Here is an 18,081-nt window from a genome sequence, read left to right as displayed (position 1 = left end):
ACAAAGTTTGTCGCTGAGGGGTTCCTACAGGTTGAGCTGGATGGCTCGTCCCGGCACTGCGTCGATCAGCTCGCGCGTGTAGTCCTGCTTGGGGTGATCGAACAGTTCGTCGGACGGTGCCGCCTCGACGAGCTTGCCGTGCTCCATCACCACCACGTCATCAGCGATCTGACGCACCACCGCCAGGTCGTGCGTGATGAACAGGTAGGACAGCGAGAACTGTGCCTGCAGGTCATTGAGCAGGTGCAGGATTTGGTTCTGCACCAGCACGTCGAGGGCAGAGACAGCCTCGTCCAGCACAATCACTTCAGGCTTCAGTGCCAGGGCGCGAGCCACGGCGACGCGCTGACGCTGCCCACCGGACAGTTCGTTCGGATAGCGCCGCATGACCGAGCGCGGCAGAGCGACCAGGTCAAGCAGTTCCTGGGCCCGTGCGATGCGCTCCTTCTTGTTTCCGATCTTGTGAACCTTCAGTGGTTCCTCGATAATGCGGAAGATCGAGTACATCGGGTCCAGTGACCCATAGGGATTCTGGAAGACAACCTGGAGCTTGCGGCGCAACTCAAACAGCTCTTTGGATGAGAATTGCGACGTGTCCTGCCCTTTGAAGAACACCTTGCCTTCGGTGGGAGTGAGCAAGTTGAGCACCATGTTGGCCACAGTAGACTTACCGGAACCGGATTCACCCACCAATGCCAGGGTTGTGCCCTTGCGCAATCCGAACGTGACGTCGTCAACGGCGCGCAGTTCCTTGGCTTCGCCGCGCGCACCGCGCACGTCAAAGACTTTCGTCAGATGTTCGACGCGCACGATCTCCTCGGTGGAGGACGCACCTGCTCCTGTACCGGTGAGTTCTTCGTCCGTCACTTTCACGCCGCGGGCGTGGGCGGACTCGATACGTGCCGATGCGAGCGAGGGGGCCGCCGACACCAGTCGCTTCGTGTACGGATGCTGCGGGTGCTGCAGGATCTCCAGCGCAGGGCCGGATTCCACGATGCGTCCGCGGTGCATGACAACCAGCTGCTCGGCGCGTTCAGCCGCCAGGCCAAGGTCGTGAGTAATGAACAGGACGGCTGTGCCCAGCTCACGAGTCATTGTGCCCAGGTGGTCAAGGATGCGGCGCTGAACTGTCACATCCAACGCGGAGGTCGGTTCGTCGGCAATGAGCAGCTTCGGGCGGGCAGCCAGACCGATCGCGATCAGGACGCGCTGGCGCATACCGCCGGAAAATTCGTGTGGGAACTGCTTGGTCCTCTTGCCGCCACCGGCAAGTCCGGCCTCTTCAAGCAGGTCTGCCACGCGCTGACCCACCTGCGAGGTGGGGACCACGTTGTTGGCCCGCAGAGCCTCACCGACCTGCTTGCCGATACGGGTCACAGGGTTGAGGTTCGTCATCGGGTCCTGTGGGACCAGACCAATACCGGATCCACGCAGCTTCACCCACTCTTTAGTGGACAGATGCGTGGTGTCCTTGCCGTCAAATTCAATGCTTCCGCCTGTGACTTCACCGGTGCCGGGCAGCAGGCCGATGATCGCAGAGGCAGTCGTTGACTTGCCGGAACCGGACTCACCCACAATTGCCACGGTCTGGCCGGGGTAGATCGTCAGGTTGACTCCGCGCACGGCGGGAACTTTGCCGGTGGACGTGGTGAACGTGACTTCAAGGTCTTTGAGCTTGAGCAGCGGTTCAGCGTCATCTGGGTGGATGTCGCCTTGGTCTCGTGAATGCTCATTGACCACTTCTGGCGCATCGGACATGACAGTGCGGGTAACCAGCTTTTCGAGGCGTTCGTCTGTCAGCTCAGCGTCGGTCGAGTCACCCTCGTCAACGTCGGGCATAAAGCGGTTGTCACCCGAGTCGGAACTGGCCGGGTTGGGTGTGACCGGTCGCGACGCGGCGAACGTGGGGTCGTCGGGGTCAGGTGTCAGATCTGGATTACGTGGAGTTGTCACTTCTTACGCGCCTTCGGATCGAGGGCGTCACGCACGGCGTCGCCCATCATGATGAAGCTCAAAACGGTCAGTGCCAGCGCGATAGCCGGGTAGAACAGAACCATGGGCTGAACGCGCAGGGATGCTTGTGCCATCGAAATGTCGCCGCCCCAGGACACCACGGACGACGGTAGACCGATACCCATGAATGACAGGGAGGCTTCGGCAACGATGAATGTTCCCAGTGCCACGGTTGCGTAGACGATCACCGGTGCCATTGCGTTCGGCAGGATGTGGCTGACCACGATATGCCAGCTCGATGCGCCGGTCGCGCGCGCTGCCGTCACGAATTCCTCGTTCTTGGTGGACATGACGGCGCCGCGAGTGATGCGCGCAATCTGCGTCCACCCGAAGCATGCCAGCACCAGGACGACCATCCACACATTGCGGTTGTCGCGGAACATCTGCATGAACACGATTGCGGCAAGGAGCAGCGGAACCGCGAAGAAGATGTCGATAATGCGGGAGATCACAGCGTCAACCCAGCCACCGAGGTATCCGGCGAGGGCGCCCAGCGATCCGCCGATCAGGACGACGGCGATGGTCGTGAAGACACCGACCGTCACTGAGGCGCGAGCACCGTAGATGACGCGCGCGTAGATATCGCAGCCCTGTCGTTCGAAGCCGAAGGGGTGCCCGGGACCGGCTGGTTCAAGTGAATTGCCCAGTTCGCAAAAACGCGGGTCCTGTGAGGTGAACAGCTGCGGCACGAAGGCCATGAGGAGCGCGATGAAGATGATGATGGCTGCCACCCAGAACATGGGGCGCTTGCGCAGCTGTTTCCACGCTTCACCCCACATGGATGAGGGTGCTGAATCGTCAGCTACGGCGTCGACGGCACCCAGGCCGGTCTCGTCAATTTCAGAGACGTAGTGCTGCTGTCCATGGCGAGTGCGCTCAATGGACGCGGAAGGAATCAGATTCTCACTCATAGCGGATCCTCGGGTCGAGCCAGGCGTACAGAAGGTCAACGATCAGGTTCGCGATGATGTAGACAAGCACGAGCACAGTCGTGAAGGACACCACCGTTGCCGGCTCGCCCTTGATGACTGCCTGCCACAGCGTGCCGCCTACACCGTTGATGTTGAAAATGCCTTCTGTGATGATGGCGCCACCCATGAGGGCGCCGAGGTCACCGCCGAGGAAAGTCACGACGGGGATCAGTGAGTTGCGCAGAATGTGGCGGCGCATGACCTGTCCGTTCGACAGGCCTTTTGCCCGCGCAGTGCGCACGAAGTCGGCCGCGGTGTGCTCAGACACTGACTGGCGCGTCAATCGCAAGACATAAGCCAGCGATTGAGCGCCCAGCACTATCGCTGGCATCAAAAGATTGGTGATCGTGGTTTTACTGCCCACCGTGGGCGGCAGAATGCCCCATTTTACGCCGACCAGGAACTGGAGTACGAAGCCGATAACGAAGGTCGGTACCGAGATGACCACGAGTGACAGAACCAGAACCGTTGAGTCGAAGAAGCCGCCACGACGCATGCCGGCGATGACACCGAAACCCACACCGAGGATCGCTTCGAAAAGCAGCGCCATCACTGCAAGCTTGATGGTGATGGGGAAGGCTCCCGCCATTACTTCGGCAACTGGACGACCCGAGAAGGTGGTTCCAAAATCGAGAGTGAAGACGCCTTTGAGGTACAGCAGGTACTGCATGTACAAAGGCTTGTCGAGGTTGTATTCCGCACGGATACGCGCCTGTACTTCCGGGTTGAGGCCACGGTCGCCTCCCAGGGCGGCAACGGGATCACCAGGCATCAGGTACACCATTGCGAAAATCAGGAACGTGGCTCCGAAGAAGACCGGGATGATCTGGAGGAGCCGTCGTCCGATATATCGGGACATTGGGTATTTCCTTCGGGGTGGACAGGACATGCTCGCCCCTCTGATTGCTCAGAATCGCGTGCATGTGTGCTACAGGATCACGGAGCTGACGCCTCGCGATCGTTTCGGCCACTCACCTTTTGCCGTGAGACCTGCCAACGTCGAATGTTCAACATCGTGCAAACTTCACGCCAAAATATGCAAGCTTCGCTTGGTGAGCGTATCACTAATTCTTTTAGTCTTGGGAGCCGAGTCGACTCTTGAGCGACATTCGTGTCACTTTTGCACTGTATGACCCATCACATCAGAGACATGTTTGTGCAGGTCACTCGGTTGGACGTGAACATAGTTCTGTGGCGAACAGGGCATTCCTGGTCGCCACAGAACTATGTAGTGCTGATCTATACGGAGCAGATCACTGCTTGGTGATCAGGTAGTACATCGGAACGCTGTGCCAGTCGAATTTCACGTTGTCCACGTTCTCCGACCAGCCGCCGACCACGTTCGAGTACCACAGCGGGATTGCCGGCAGATCCTGGAAGAGGATCTCCTGGGCCTGATCCAGCAGCTTGTTGGACTCTTCCAGCGAGCTTGCGCCCGAGGACTTGGACAGCAGTTCATCGAATGCAGGGTTCGAGTAATTGCCGTCGTTCGCACTTGCGCCGGTGGCGTAAATCGGTGCCAGGAAGTTGTACTTACCGGGGTAGTCAGCCTGCCATCCGGCTCGCATGGCTCCCTTGATGGCGCCGTTGGTGACGTCGTCACGCAGTGACTTGAAGTCCGGGTAGGGGTTGCCTTCCGCTTCGATTCCGAGGGTGTTCTTGATGGAGTTGACCGTTGCGTCAACCCAGCCTTGGTGACCGCCGTCAGAGTTGTAAGCAATGGTGAACTTGCCTTCGAACGGAGCGATGGCCTCAGCCTGTGCCCACAGTTCCTTCGCCTTGTCGGCATCGTAGGTCAGAACCTCGCTGCCGGGGATCGAGTCGTTGAAGCCGTCAACGACTGGTGAGGTGAAGTCCTTGGCAGGGGTGCGGGTACCGGAGAAGATCTTCTCGGTGACTTCTTCACGGTTGATCGCGTAGGAGATCGCCTGGCGACGCAGCTTGCCTTCTTCACCGGTGAAGTGCTCAAGGTCGTTCGGAATGGTGAATGCCTGGAAGATAGCAGCAGGCTGGTTCACCGAGCGCCCGTTGAGCTCGCTTTCGTAGGTCTGGAATGCGTTTTCAGGGATGGCGTCCAGCACGTCGAGGTTGTTGCCCACGAGGTCCTGGTAGGCCGCATCCTGCTTGGCGTAGAAGGTGAAGTGGAGTCCGCCGTTCTGCGGCACACGCTCACCCTTGTACTCGGGGTTCGGGACCAGTGAGAAGCCTTCGTTGTGAACCCATGCGCCTTCACCGTCGGCCATGTAGGGGCCGTTGCCGACCGGGTTCTCGCCGCCGGCTTCCGGATCAGCAAGCGTTGAATCGGGCAGCGGGTAGAAAGCCGAGTAGCCCAGACGCTGTTCGAAGTCAGCTTCTGGCTGCTTGAGCTTGATGGTGAAGGTGGTGTCGTCCACGACCTCGAGGCCGGTCAGATCGCCGTTGCCTTCCTCATCGGCACCTTCGATGGGTGCGAAGAAGTAAGCGGAGAGCATGGCCTCTTTTGCACCGAGCTTCCATGCCTCAACGAAGTTCTTGGCCTTCAGATCGGAGCCGTCAGAGAACTTCAGGCCTTCCTTCAGTTTGACGGTGTAGGTCTGATGGTCGTCAGTTTCGATGGACTCGGCCATTTCCATGTGGCTTGCGCCTGTCTCATCGTAGTAAGTCAGTCCGGCGAACAGCACGTCAAGAAGACGGCCACCGCCCGTTTCGTTCGTGTTCGCAGGGATCAGCGGGTTCTGAGGTTCAGATCCGTTGACCTCGACAATGCCACCTGATGCTGCGGCACCGCTTTCACCACCGTTTCCTGATTGGTCGCCGCTGCCGCCGCCGCATGCGGTCAGTGCAAGGGCGAGGGCGGCCGGAACCGCCAGCCATGTTCTCTTAATCCTCATGGGATGCCTCCTGATTTTTATGCAGGTGCTTCTGGGCCGCTGTGTCACATACACAGGACACGGATGCCAGATGTCACAGACACTATCGATCAATCTGCCTCAAAGCGTTGAGAGTTCACCATGTGGAAGCTACAATTTGGTCACGAATTATCACGAAATGATCAAGAACTCGTCTTCATCATTGGAAACAAGCCGAAAGCTCACGTGGTGTCGTCGCGTCACTTTGAGACAAACCCTCATCTTTGCCTCAACTAATTGTGTCTGACTTCACACACTTTGGTCAAGACTTCGCCATAGGACCGTCACCAATTGATTTGTGACTACCCTTGAGTGCATGAAACCCAGCGCTGCAGGTCACGTCATCACGTGCGGAGAGGCACACGCGACGGCACTCCGCACACCGGAGCGTCGCATCACGCAACCGCCTGACGCACTACGTATCGGCATCAGCGGCGGAATCGGTTCCGGTAAGTCGGCGGTGGCGGACATTTTTGCCCGCCACCATGCCACCGTCGCAGATGCCGACCAGATTGCCAGGGAGATCGTCGCACCCGGTTCACCCGCGCTGCACAACATCGCGCAGGCGTTCGGCACGGACATCCTCAACGCCGACGGCTCGTTGAATCGTCCGGCGCTGGCACAGCTCGTTTTTTCTGATCCGGCGCGGCGCACCCGCCTGGAGGCATTCACTCATCCCCGTATTGCTCGCGAGTCGGCGCGCATACTCGCCAGCGCACCGCCCGGCACCTTCGCTGTCTACGACGTTCCTCTGCTGGTCGAGGGTGGCCTGGCATCCACCTTTGACGTCGTCATCATGGTGGATGCTCCGGTGCAGATTCGAGTCGAGCGCCTCGTGAGCCGTGGTCTGACAGCTGACGATGCCCGCGAGCGCATCGATTCTCAGGCAAGTGAGGCTGAGCGACGGGCGGTGAGCGATGTGTGGATCGCGAACACGGGCACGGTCGCTGACCTCAATCAGGTGGTCGACCGACTCATCGACGACTGGCTGACACCACTGCTGTCATAAGCAGGCTCCCCACGCCACCAGATGGCAGTGTGGGGAGCCTGACCAGATCCTTATCTGTCAGTGCGTATGACGGCGTCGTCGCGTCGCCACCATCACGGCACCCAACATGCCGATCACGCTGACCGCTGCAAGCAGACCGCCATCAGCGCCGGTGGCTGACAGGTGACGCCCTCCCGCCGATACGTTTGGCGATGCACCTGGTTGCGCTGATTGACCGTGGCCGTGGTTCTGATCAGTTCCCGGCTCGGTCGGCTGATTTCCCGGCTCGGTCGGCTCACCGACAGGCACCGCTGTGAACGTCAATACCGGTGAGATCACTTCACCACCATTGACATCGCTGACCACCACGTACCAGCTATGTGTCCCCACCGGCACATCTTTCCACGTCGCACTGGCAGTGCCAGGTGTGGTAACACCCCCGGCAGTCCCAATGAGTCGGGTGGACAGCACGTCCGCGGAGAAGGTGTCCGTGCTGAGCACGCGCTGTGAAGGTGTGATTCCCAGCTGCGCATATGAGACATCGAAATGCTGGTACTCATACGGATTGTCGGAGCTGCCCAACAGCCCCTGATCATCGGAATTGTAGCGCTGCAGGGAAGGTGAATACGTGCGTACCATCATGCGCTGGCCATCGTTGTCGAAATGCAGCAAGCGCAGGTAGCCCTGGCCACCCTCGGGAAGTGCCTGGTAGTCGAAGAGCATCGATGTCACGGTGCGCTCCGCTACCCCATCCCCGTCGTCATCGAAGCTGTCCGTGCGAGTGAACGCATCGTGGTAGTGCCCCGACATCACCATCCGCACATTCGGGTTCGTGGCAACGACCTCATCAAGGATGCGCTGAGGGATCGGACCGAGCCCACCGGTGGTCAGCATGAATTCATGCAGGTCGATGATTGCAATACGGTCCGGGTGAGCGGCCAGCACCTGATTCATCCATTCAATTTCCGCGTCCCCTGGTCCCCAGCCCTGGTAGACGGCAATGAAGTCGATACCTCCGGCGGAGAACAGATCGAAGTGTCCGCGGTTGTCCTCATATGAGCCGCCGTACCACGGGTTAGCAGCGAAGCGTGCCTCACCGAAGTTCTTCGAATACTCCGAGTAGTCGTTGGCAAGGTGGCCAACATCGTGATTTCCTGCCAGAACGCCATAAGGGAATCCCGCCTCATCGAGCGTACGATACGCCGGATTGGCACGGTCCCACTGATGCTGCTGGTCGAAGTCGTCGATAATGTCACCTGTGTGGAACAGGTACTGGATATTCATGTTGGCCCGCTGATCCAGCAGGTACTGGTGGATGGCGAGCTGATGTGGGTAGTAGTCGTCGCGCTCGTTGTAGTACTGCGTGTCCGATTCCCAGGCGAGCGTGAAATCGTACGTGGAGCGCGCCTCGTCGTCGGCATGCGCGGGAGTCACGGTGGACTCACGCGTCGTCAGGTTCTTCCCGGCCCACCCGTCGGAATGCTGGATCAGCACGGTAATCACACCATCATGCGCATACGTATCTGTCTTGACGAGGGCGTCCAGGTCAAACTTTTCGTACGCACCATCTGCTGCAGACGCGGCGCGCGTGTTGGCCGAATCCGTGCCTGTGCCAGTGATGTGGCGGTCGACCTCATCCCAGGATCCATCAGCGGCGCGCACGCGCATCGACACCTGAGCGTTCCGTTCAGCCTGTCCGGACCAGTGCACACGCACCGTGGCGCCAGCGTCGCTGTCGCTGACAGGAATCTCGAACAGTTCGTACGGGAAGGCATCATCTGAGGTGACCTGTTTGACCACGTCATCATCTTGGGCAAGCTGCTCGATCTCGTCACTGGTGAGCGGACGAGCTGACTCACGCTCAGCTTGGGCAGCGTCATTCACTGTTCCGGAGGCGGTGCGAATGGTGCTGTTGTCCACGCGTTCACCTTCGTAGAATTTTGCGGTGACCTGGTCGCCTGCTTCATCATCCACGTGGGCGCTCAGTACCACATCGCCGGCTTCCACACGGGCACCGTCACCAGGAGTGAAGGTTGCAACCGTGGGGTCTTCCACGGGCGTCGTGAAGTGGGTGGTGACAGTTGCGGAGTTCCCCAGTTTGTCGACGGCAATGACGGTCAGTTCATGGTTGCCGGCCGGCAATGACGTCGACGAGGTGGTCAGCGGAAGGGTGATGTCCTTGCCGTCGAGTGTTGCGCTGAGTGAATCCAGTCCAATCCCACTGTCAGTGGCGGTGGGATTGACGGTGATGTCACCCTGGAGCAGGGCGCCCTCGTCAATGTGTGTCTCGATGACCGGAGCCGTGTTGTCGACCCGCAGGACGCGTGTGACGTTGTGCTGGGTGCCGTCCACTGTTGCCTGCGCGGTGATAGTGTGCGTGCCGTCTATTGCTGTCGTGGTGTCCCACGCGTGGCGAGCGCCGGTGAACGCGTCGTTAGGAATGTCGAACGTCGCGTCAAAGAAATCGTGCTTGCCTGTGGAATCGCCCATGCGCAGCCATTGTGTGGCATCGGAGTATCCGCGTGGGGTGAGCGTGCGTCCGTCCGGCAGGATCAGTCGCAATGCACGCACATCGAAATCGTCGTTGTTTTCGTTCTCGTCGATCCCGGGTTTGGCTTTGGTACCCGCGTAGATCGAGGCGGTTACGGTCTGTCCGTCCATGTAGACCAGGGGCACGGGCGTTGAAATGGTCGTGATCTCGCTGTAGGTACCCTCATCGAAAATCGTCAGGATGTCGCCATTGGGGGCCAGCACGCCGTTGCGGAAGAACGTGTCAGTCTGCGTGGCTTCGAAGGCGAAGACCGGCTCACCTTCCAGTGAGGCTTCCGTCAGCACGTTCGTGCCATCGATCGTCATCGTGATTGACGAGGGGGCATCGGTCGCCGCAATCAGGTCGGTGGTGCCGGACACCCAGTCATTGTCGGCGTGGTTGATACGCAAGGGGTCAGTGGCTGCTCCCTGGATGGCAACTCGTACGGGAGCGGTGGTTTTGGTGAAGGTTCCGTCCGTGTAGGTCAGCGTGTAGTCGAACCAGCGTTTGCCGGTCATGTCAGCGGCAGGCACCTCGAAGGTGAAGTGCGTGACGTCTTCGCTGTCATGTGTCAAGTTGATCGCGCGCGAATCTTGATCGGCGCTTGACTTCATGTTCAGTGTCACCGTCTTGACGCTGGTGTTGTCCATGATGGTGAAGTCGAATGCCAGTGGCTGGTCGGCGCGAACTGTGGATGGGGTGGCATCTGTCAGCGCCGGTTCCTGTGTGTCTGCGGCCAGCGCGACCAGGGGCCTGGGGAGCTGGGCAGCCATCAGTGTGCCCGGCGATGCCGGGTGAGTGCCAATGCGGCCCTGTGTGGTGAGGTCGTCCATGTTCACGCAGAAATGGAATCCCTTGTTGTATTCGACCTCTTTGCCGTTCATGTTGTAGTAGGCCCGGTTAATGACCGTGCCGGTATTCGTCTGGATCTGCATGCCGCGAGCGCCACCATTGGCCATGCCACCTGAGTAGATTTCCACCAGGTCCTGGCCCATAGTCAGCGACGTACCCCACTGCTTGTTGAAATCGGCTGCGCCCAGATCATTGTTGTTGCCGTTCCTGATCCAGAACACCAGGGTTTTTCCGGGCTGGATCACGACGTTGTCAGGGGTGGAGGGCCACAGTGCCGAGCTCTTCGAATCGGGGTACAGGTAGCTCAGCGTGTAGTTGGAAAAGTCGATGGGCTGGTCGGTGGTGTTGGCAATCTCAATGAACTCAAAGCCATCTGAGCCGGAGACGTTATCTGTGTCGGGTACGAGTTCGGTGATCATCAGAGGTGCTGCCGTGTCAGGTGCGTCCTGTGCGGACGTGGGGTCATCGGGGTCTGGCTGACCTGACTGGTCGCCGGGATCCGGCTGAGAGGTGCGGACGAACTGCTCGTCGCGGACAGTGCCGGGTGTTGCCGTGGCCTGCGACGCCAGCAACGTCATCGACTGGGCGTCTGATACGGCGAATTCTGCGACTTTGTTGGCTCCGACGGATCCGGCCGGGTAATACGACCACGATTCGGTCTGCCCGTCTTTGAGCACCCGGATTCCGCGTTCACCTTTGTTGGCCATACCTGCCTGGCCGGTGACGCGCACAATTCTGGCGGTGTTGCTCATGGACCAGTTGGTGCGAAAATCTGCGTCCGTGCGCGCAAAGGAATCGAGGTTCTTCGCCGTGTAGGACAGCCACATAATGATTGTTTCGCCTGGACTGAGGGTCAGGTTGGCGTCGTCAACCGTCAGTTGTCTGTCCTGAGAGCGGTCATCGGAATCGGCGTAAGTGTAAGCGAAAGAGTACTTCTGTTCAGCAAGGTTGATCGCCGCATTCGTCGTGTTGTGGATTTCGAAGTATTCGTATTCGTCAGAGCCGGTATTGTCGGGCGCAATCTCCGTGATCATGATCGGCGGAACGGTGGCCTCAGCCTGTGCCGGGCCACCGCTCCACGCGCTCGTCATCATCAGAGCTGCCGCCACTCCCATAATGAGGGCGCGAGGTCGAACTGAAAACATGTGTATGTACTCCATCAGTCAGCAAAAATCACTATGACTTCACTGACGCTAATGACGCAGTTCAACCACCCGGTAAACACTGCCTAACGTGTAGGTCTACCGGTGTGTGAGCCTTCTTTCCTTTATTCGAAAACCTTCGCGATCTGGGGACTTTGGTCGATGTAACCCTCCAGCACGCGGCGTGCCACGGCAACGGAATCGACCAATGGGTGGTTGGCCATTGCGCGCCATGCAAGGGTGCTGTCCCCCTGCGTTGCCGCCTCGATCACGAGTTCCTCACACCCCTTGACGGTGGTGATGAGTCCGAGTTCGGGTCCGGTCACAGGCCGCACGTGCTGCGGATGAACTCCGTCGGCGTCGACGCGACAGGGCACTTCAATCACCGCGTCTTCGCGCAATTGCGGCACGATCAGATCACCGTCCGCATCCGAGTTGCCCACACCCAGGATCATGCGTGCGCGTGTGCCGGTGGTCAGCGAGTTCATCAAATCGAAGGCGACCTGCTGGTAGCCACCTGCGGCGATGTCTTCGTCACGACGGTTGGCGCGGTCTTCCTCATCACGGGATTCGGCCATGTAGGTCGCTTCGCGCTCGTCATGGACCCTGGTCCATGCGGCTGCGGCATCGTGGTCGCTCGTTCCGGCGGCTTCGTCATAGAAAGCGCTTTGCTGCTTGTCGAGGAATTCGCCGCGTGTAGCCTTTTCCTGCCTGATCCGGGCGACTGATTCGCGGTTGAGGTAGTAGTAGAAGAGGTATTCGTTGGGCAACATTCCCAGTGCGCGCACCCACTCAAAACCGATTGTGCGTGCCTCTTCGATGTGATCCAACGCGGCATCGTCGGCCAACAGGTCGGGCAGACGATCTGTGCCGTCCAGTTCCAGCGACCGCAGCCACCCCAGGTGGTTCAGGCCCACGTAGTCGAATGTGAGACGAGGATCGTCCTGGTCAACCCAGTGATGATCGATGCCTGCCGCCGCGCTGACACGGCGCACCAGTCCGATCGGCGTATCGCAAATACCAATCACACGGGAGCCCAGTTCGCGCCGCATCGCCTGAGTAATGATTCCGGCAGGATTCGTAAAGTTGATGACCCACGCATCGGGAGCCACCTCGCGCACTGCACGAGCCAGTTCCATCGCGATGGGCAGTGTACGGAACGCATAGGCATAGCCACCCACCCCGACCGTTTCCTGTCCGAGGATTCCTTCGGCCAGCGCAACACGCTCGTCAGTGACACGTCCGGCTGTGCCGCCCACTCGTATGGCTGAAAAGACGAAGTTGGCTCCCGTGAGGGCCTGGCGCAGGTCGGTGGAAGCGGTCAGTGTCGGTGGATGGGCGAAATCCATTCCGCGGATGACCGCCATCATGACGTCGAGCCTGCGCTGATCGATGTCATAGAGGGCCACTTCGTCGACGTTCAGGCCGCTATGAGGCCCCTTGCCCTCGCGTGCTGCTGAAAGAACTTCGATGATCTGCGGGACGCGGAATCCGCCTCCGCCTGCAATTACAAGTTTCATGCGCTGATCACTTTCGTGTTTGTTCCCTCAAGGTCTGCCAGTGAGGGGGTGGTGGATATTTCGGCGGTCGTCACAACACCCGTCAAGTCACTGAGATGGCACACGGTCAGCAGGCCTGATCCCGGAAACTTGTCCGATGACGCGACGGCGAAGGTTTGTTCAGAATGCGCGATGATTGATTTCTTGATGGGCACTTCCATTCCGGTCGAATCCATCAAAGCGCCGGAATGGCGGATACCCGAGGTGCCAACGAATGCGATGTCAGCTCTGATTGCCTCCAGCGCATGTTCAGTGAGGCTGCCGACCAGTGACAGGTAGTTTGTTCGCAACACACCACCCAGTACGACAAGCGTTGCTTCACATTCACCTCGCAGTTCGTCGGCAACTGCCAAAGAAGCGGTCACAACGGTCACGTCGCGATGCCTGAGATGACGGGCCACCATCACACCGGTGGTACCGATGTCAATGAGGACGACCGACTGATCGGGCACGAGGGCTGCAGCTGACCTGCCGATACGATCCTTCTCTTCGGCTGATCGCATAGCAACCGTGGCAAAAGGCAGGTCCTGTGTATCGTGCGGGGATTCGCTCAGGGTTTTAAAGCTGGGTACACCGCCGTGAATTCCGCCGCCGCGCACGCGCGTCAGTGCGCCTTGCTCATCCAGACGGTTCAGGTCGCGCCGAATCGTTGACTCGGAGGTGCCGAAGTGCTGTGCCAGATCGGATACTGACATACTGCCGCGGTCATGTACCAAGTCAAGGATTCTGGCACGACGCTGATAAGCCAACATAGTGCCAATTATAACGAAATTCTTTCAATTGTGAGCAATATTGGTCATTTGCAAGCACAATGCGCCGAAATATCGCTACAGTGTGATGAGAACAAGATCACGTTCAGTTCCACATTGGCAAGGAGGCATCCGTGGGCACTGCGTCGTCAGATGGATCAACCTGCGTCATTGGCCCTGTCTTCCTTGACGTTGTCATGTCGGGACTTGCAGGCCCCCCGCGCCCAGGTGAAGAACAATGGGTATCAGGATGCGCCATCACTGCAGGTGGAGCAGCAAACCAGGCCATCGCTATTGCGCGTTTACTTCAGGCGTCTGACACAGACGATTCCTCCCGTCCACGCCTGGTCACCACTATCGGCCAGGATCGAGCAGGTCATCTGGTGGCCGACATCCTGACCAGTGAAGGGATTGACCTGAGGTGGGCGAGCAGATGTGACCGCCAGAATGTCACGACGTCGCTGGCATTCAACGGTGACCGGGCAATGGTGACCTATGGCTCGGAGAGCGTCTCACTGTTGGCAGATGTCATCCAGGGGGATCACCCGGCCGCCCTCGTCGCTGACATGAATGCGATTAACGCCAACCACGACAGCATTGCTCAGTGGGGTGATGTGTGGGTGCTGGGCGATGTTGGTTGGGACCCAAGCGGGCAGTGGGATATCGACAATCTGCGCGGCCTTGACGTCACCGATGTGTTCACTCCCAACGAGACTGAAGCGATGCGGTACACACGCACCGACAGCGTCGAGGAGGCAGCCCGGGCACTGTCGAAGAAGGTGCCGCTGGTGGTTGTCACCTGCGGGCCGAGGGGAGCTGTCGCCTGCGATGGGACGGAGCTGTTCACGGTTCCGGCCCTGGATATCCCTGTTGTTGACCCGACGGGAGCCGGAGACGTGTTCTCAGCGGGCCTGACCTTCGCTCACCATGCGGGGCTCGCACCGCGCGCCGCAGTTTCCCTGGCAATCGCTGCCAGTAACTACACCGTTCGCTTCCCCGGCGGCTCATCCAGCGCGCCGACCGGCTCCGACCTGCACCACTGGGTCACGAGCCTTTCGCGAGACCTCACCAAGGGACTTGACCTGACTTTTCTTGATGTACTCAACGTTTAAATGACACGACCGAAAGGATGTAACACGATGAAGTATTCTTCTCACGGCTCGGCAATGGTTGCCGGACTGGCGTGCCTGGCACTGATGGCGGGGTGTGCTCCCAGCGGCGGAAACGGAGGCCAGACCAGTGGCGACTCCGGCTCCCAGTCGACGGCAGCATCCGAAGTATCAACCGATATTTCGAACGCCCCCGAACAGACACTGGTGGTGTGGGACCAGGAAGTGCGCGGCGGCCAGAACGAACAGATCGAGCGCCTCAACAAAGCGTTCATGGAGAAGTACCCGAACATCACCATCGAGCGCAACTCCCAGTCCTTTGACGATCTGCAGACCACACTGCGTCTGGCTCTGACCGGCGCGGATGCGCCTGACGTTGTGCAGGCCAACAACTCGCGTTCCATGATGGGCCAGTTCGTCCAAGCTGGACAGATCCAGTGCCTCGACCCGTATGTGGAGGCCTACAAGTGGAACGAAACTTTCGCTGAAGGCATCCTGGCGAACTCTTCGTACTCCTCTGATGCCACCAAGTTCGGTGAAGGCTGCGTCTACGGCCTGCCGCAGGTCGGCGAATCAGTGGGGATCTACTACTCGAAGGCCAAGCTCGCTGACCTCGGTCTGAAGGAGCCCACAACCTGGCAGGAACTGGCCGACCAGCTGCCGACCATCAAGGAAGCCGGTGAAACACCGCTGATGCTCGGTAACGTCGAGAAGTGGCCGGGACTGCACGTCTTCGGCGTCGTGCAGGGCGCACATGTGGACGCAGATACCGTGCGTTCGCTCGGCTTCGGTAACGCAGGTGCTTCGTGGAAGACACCGGAAAACGTTGCTGCCGCCACGCAGATCCAGGAATGGGCCAAGAACGGTTTCTTCAACGACGGCTTCAACGGCGCTGACTACGACAGCACTTGGCAGGATTTCGCCGGCGGCAAGGGCGTGTACCTGATTGCCGGTTCATGGCTCGCACCTGACCTGCTCGAAGCAATGGGTGAAGATGTCGGCTTCATGCTGCCGCCAATGGCCGAAGGAATGGATGCGCCGCAGACCACCGGCGGCACCGGATTGCCGTTCGCCATCACGTCAGCCGCGAAGGATGTCAACGTCGCTGCGGCCTACATCGACTTCCTGACGAACGCCGATGCGATGAAGGTTCTGGCTGAAACCGGAAACGTGCCCGTCAACGATACGGCTACCTACGCCGCCAACGAGAAGGGCGTCGTGGCCGATGTCATGAACGCCTTCGACACGTTGACGAACTCCGGCAACGTTCTGCCGTACCTCGACTACGCCACCCCGACCTTCGATCAGGTTCTTGGTGACGCACTGCAGGGACTGCTTGATTCGCAGATCACCCCTGACCAGTTGGTCGACACTCTGGAGACGGCGTACACCGAATTCACCAACCAATAATGCAGCCGGTCGCCCTCGTTCGTCTTTCATGATCAACGAGGGCGACCCATCCGCCTTTTATATCCGTTCGCGTGTACATTGAGGAGGCTTCGATGACCAACCACACCGGCGGTGCACAGACAGCGACCGCCACCAGTTCACGCTCCGCACGTGGACGCAACAGATCACGCGCACAGTCACGGTGGGCCATGTCGATTGCTCTGCTGGCACTGCCAGTGCTGGTGTACGGCGCATTCATGCTGTACCCCATCGGTCGCGTCATCACCCTGTCGTTCTACAAGTGGGATGGCCTGGGCGTAGGAACATGGGCAGGGTTCAACAACTACGTCACAACATTCACCGACCCCAGGCTGTTGGACGCCTTTTGGCATGCTCTTGTCCTCATCATTTTCTACGCGGTGTTCCCACTGATCATCGGCCTCGTCCTGGCGACACTGCTGACACGCTCAAGCGTGCGCGGGCTCGGATTTTTCCGAACCGTCGTCTTCCTGCCACAGGTCATCGCCATGGTGGTGCTGGCCATTTCGTGGCGTGAAATTTACGCGCCCGACGGGCTGCTCAACCGTGTGCTCCGGGCGATCGGTCTGGGCGGACTTGCCAGGCCGTGGCTCGGTGACTACTCGACGGCGCTGATCGCCGTGGGCCTGATCGGCACATGGGTGTCCACCGGCCTGGTAACCGTCCTGCTCATGTCCGGAATTGCGCGCATCCCGCGCGAATACTACGAGGCAGCCATGCTTGACGGCGCTGGGTGGTTCCGCCGCTTCTGGTCCGTCACTATTCCAAGCGTGCGTGGTGAAATCCTCGTCTCACTGACCCTGACGGTGATCGCAGCGCTGAAGACATTCGATCTGGTCTACATGACGACATCGGGCGGCCCCGGCACATCCACAACCGTGCCGTCCTACGAGGTCTACAACCAGGCGTTCCGACTCGGACAGGTGGGAACGGCCTCGTCACTGGCGGTCGTACTAACACTGGTGATCTTCCTGATCAATCTGACCATCAACCTGTGGGGGGAAAAGGACCAATGAAAACCTCTCCCGCTGAAAAAGTCGTCAGCTACATCGTGTTGATCTTCTTTGCGCTGCAGTCCCTGATCCCCATTCTGTATGTCCTGTTCCTGTCGTTGAGTTCAGAGAAAATCAACGACTCGTCGTGGGGACACATCGAGAACTTTGCAAAAGCGTGGAGCCAGGGTAAGTTCTCGCTGTACATGAAGAACTCGGCGATGATCGCCGTGGTTGTCGTGACGTCGGCACTGGTGCTCTCACTGATGAGCGGCTACGTGCTCGGCATTTTGCGCCCGCCTGGCTCCAACGTTCTGTTCTACGTGTTCCTCCTGGGCATCATGGTGCCGTCCGAAGCGATCATCCTGCCGTTGTTCTACGATCTTCGCACCCTCGGACTCACCGACACGCTCTGGGCGGTGGCGCTGCCGCAGATTGCGCAGTCACTGGCATTCGGCACATTCTGGATGCGCGCGTTTTTCCGCTCAGTTAACCCATCCATCCTGGAGGCTGCCCGGCTTGACGGCGCCGGTGACATCCGAATCCTGTGGTCGATCCTGCTTCCACTGGCACGTCCCGCAATCGTGACTCAGATTGTGCTGACGTTCATGTGGACGTGGAACGACTTCCTGATCCCGCTGGTCATGTCACCGACCGGCAGGATGCGCACCGCCCCGTTGAGTCTGGCATTCTTCCAGGGCCAGTACACCACCGGATCCACGCTCCTGGCAGCCGGAGCGGTTCTTGTTGCGTTGCCTATGGTGATCCTCTTCCTCGCCCTGCAGCGCAGCTTCATTTCCGGAATGACCGAAGGAGCAGTTAAAGGCTGATATTTGATCGTGATTCTTGAAAAGAACTGG

At 59.3% G+C, this 18,081-nt stretch carries 12 protein-coding genes; 5 read left to right on the top strand and 7 right to left on the bottom strand.

Features of this window, described 5'->3' with window-relative positions; translation table 11 throughout:
* Positions 1-24: 24 nt before the first annotated feature.
* The 4 genes from AC1EJ1_RS00095 to AC1EJ1_RS00080 form a co-directional block, all read right to left on the bottom strand.
* Positions 25-1,758: a dipeptide ABC transporter ATP-binding protein gene (locus tag AC1EJ1_RS00095; protein ID WP_058237928.1), complete on the bottom strand. Its 1,734-nt coding sequence runs from the start codon at positions 1,756-1,758 to the stop codon at positions 25-27.
* A 191-nt stretch (positions 1,759-1,949) separates the two neighbouring features.
* Complete coding sequence (locus AC1EJ1_RS00090; RefSeq protein ID WP_058237537.1) at positions 1,950-2,924, bottom strand: ABC transporter permease; 975 nt, start codon at positions 2,922-2,924, stop codon at positions 1,950-1,952.
* Positions 2,917-3,843 carry an ABC transporter permease gene (locus AC1EJ1_RS00085; RefSeq protein WP_058237538.1) on the bottom strand — a complete coding sequence of 309 codons (927 nt, stop codon included), beginning with the start codon at positions 3,841-3,843 and terminating at the stop codon, positions 2,917-2,919. The genes AC1EJ1_RS00090 and AC1EJ1_RS00085 overlap by 8 nt, the downstream gene beginning before the upstream one ends.
* A 394-nt stretch (positions 3,844-4,237) precedes the next feature.
* A complete protein-coding gene (locus AC1EJ1_RS00080) occupies positions 4,238-5,854 on the bottom strand; it encodes a peptide ABC transporter substrate-binding protein (protein ID WP_480295139.1) in 1,617 nt (538 codons plus the stop codon).
* 334 nt (positions 5,855-6,188) lie between these two features.
* Between AC1EJ1_RS00080 and coaE the strand changes: the two genes are divergently transcribed.
* Complete coding sequence (coaE, locus tag AC1EJ1_RS00075; RefSeq protein ID WP_480295138.1) at positions 6,189-6,881, top strand: dephospho-CoA kinase; 693 nt, start codon at positions 6,189-6,191, stop codon at positions 6,879-6,881.
* Between the two features lie 57 nt (positions 6,882-6,938).
* Here the strand turns inward: coaE and AC1EJ1_RS00070 are convergent, their stop codons facing one another.
* From AC1EJ1_RS00070 to AC1EJ1_RS00060, 3 genes are all read right to left on the bottom strand, one after another.
* Positions 6,939-11,387, bottom strand: a complete 4,449-nt coding sequence (locus AC1EJ1_RS00070) for a lamin tail domain-containing protein (protein WP_480295137.1) — start codon at positions 11,385-11,387, stop codon at positions 6,939-6,941.
* Positions 11,388-11,509: 122 nt separating this feature from the next.
* On the bottom strand, positions 11,510-12,904 hold the full coding sequence (locus tag AC1EJ1_RS00065; RefSeq protein WP_480295136.1) for a family 4 glycosyl hydrolase: 1,395 nt from the start codon (positions 12,902-12,904) through the stop codon (positions 11,510-11,512).
* The gene (locus AC1EJ1_RS00060; RefSeq protein ID WP_480295135.1) at positions 12,901-13,695 is read right to left on the bottom strand and encodes a DeoR/GlpR family DNA-binding transcription regulator; all 795 of its coding nucleotides are present in this window, start codon (positions 13,693-13,695) and stop codon (positions 12,901-12,903) included. The genes AC1EJ1_RS00065 and AC1EJ1_RS00060 overlap by 4 nt, the downstream gene beginning before the upstream one ends.
* 131 nt (positions 13,696-13,826) lie before the next feature.
* Here AC1EJ1_RS00060 and AC1EJ1_RS00055 point away from each other — a divergent pair, with 131 nt between their 5' ends.
* From AC1EJ1_RS00055 to AC1EJ1_RS00040, 4 genes are all read left to right on the top strand, one after another.
* A complete protein-coding gene (locus AC1EJ1_RS00055; RefSeq protein WP_480295134.1) occupies positions 13,827-14,804 on the top strand; it encodes a carbohydrate kinase family protein in 978 nt (325 codons plus the stop codon).
* 27 nt (positions 14,805-14,831) lie between these two features.
* Positions 14,832-16,211, top strand: a complete 1,380-nt coding sequence (locus tag AC1EJ1_RS00050) for an ABC transporter substrate-binding protein (protein WP_480295133.1) — start codon at positions 14,832-14,834, stop codon at positions 16,209-16,211.
* 92 nt (positions 16,212-16,303) lie between these two features.
* Complete coding sequence (locus tag AC1EJ1_RS00045) at positions 16,304-17,245, top strand: carbohydrate ABC transporter permease (protein ID WP_480295132.1); 942 nt, start codon at positions 16,304-16,306, stop codon at positions 17,243-17,245.
* Positions 17,242-18,051 carry a carbohydrate ABC transporter permease gene (locus tag AC1EJ1_RS00040; protein WP_058237545.1) on the top strand — a complete coding sequence of 270 codons (810 nt, stop codon included), beginning with the start codon at positions 17,242-17,244 and terminating at the stop codon, positions 18,049-18,051. The genes AC1EJ1_RS00045 and AC1EJ1_RS00040 overlap by 4 nt, the downstream gene beginning before the upstream one ends.
* Positions 18,052-18,081: the final 30 nt, after the last annotated feature.

This window comes from Pauljensenia sp. C0170B4 (genome assembly GCF_056590235.1).
Note: the sequence above shows the minus strand (reverse complement) of the source record. Positions and strands in the feature narration are given on the sequence as shown.

Coding starts and splice junctions, on each gene's coding strand:
- AC1EJ1_RS00095 (WP_058237928.1), bottom strand. CDS start 1,758: ATGTCCGATGCGCCAGAAGTGGTCAATGAGCATTCACGAGACCAAGGC.
- AC1EJ1_RS00080 (WP_480295139.1), bottom strand. CDS start 5,854: ATGAGGATTAAGAGAACATGGCTGGCGGTTCCGGCCGCCCTCGCCCTT.
- AC1EJ1_RS00085 (WP_058237538.1), bottom strand. CDS start 3,843: ATGTCCCGATATATCGGACGACGGCTCCTCCAGATCATCCCGGTCTTC.
- AC1EJ1_RS00090 (WP_058237537.1), bottom strand. CDS start 2,924: ATGAGTGAGAATCTGATTCCTTCCGCGTCCATTGAGCGCACTCGCCAT.
- coaE (WP_480295138.1), top strand. CDS start 6,189: ATGAAACCCAGCGCTGCAGGTCACGTCATCACGTGCGGAGAGGCACAC.
- AC1EJ1_RS00050 (WP_480295133.1), top strand. CDS start 14,832: ATGAAGTATTCTTCTCACGGCTCGGCAATGGTTGCCGGACTGGCGTGC.
- AC1EJ1_RS00070 (WP_480295137.1), bottom strand. CDS start 11,387: ATGTTTTCAGTTCGACCTCGCGCCCTCATTATGGGAGTGGCGGCAGCT.
- AC1EJ1_RS00060 (WP_480295135.1), bottom strand. CDS start 13,695: ATGTTGGCTTATCAGCGTCGTGCCAGAATCCTTGACTTGGTACATGAC.
- AC1EJ1_RS00040 (WP_058237545.1), top strand. CDS start 17,242: ATGAAAACCTCTCCCGCTGAAAAAGTCGTCAGCTACATCGTGTTGATC.
- AC1EJ1_RS00045 (WP_480295132.1), top strand. CDS start 16,304: ATGACCAACCACACCGGCGGTGCACAGACAGCGACCGCCACCAGTTCA.
- AC1EJ1_RS00065 (WP_480295136.1), bottom strand. CDS start 12,904: ATGAAACTTGTAATTGCAGGCGGAGGCGGATTCCGCGTCCCGCAGATC.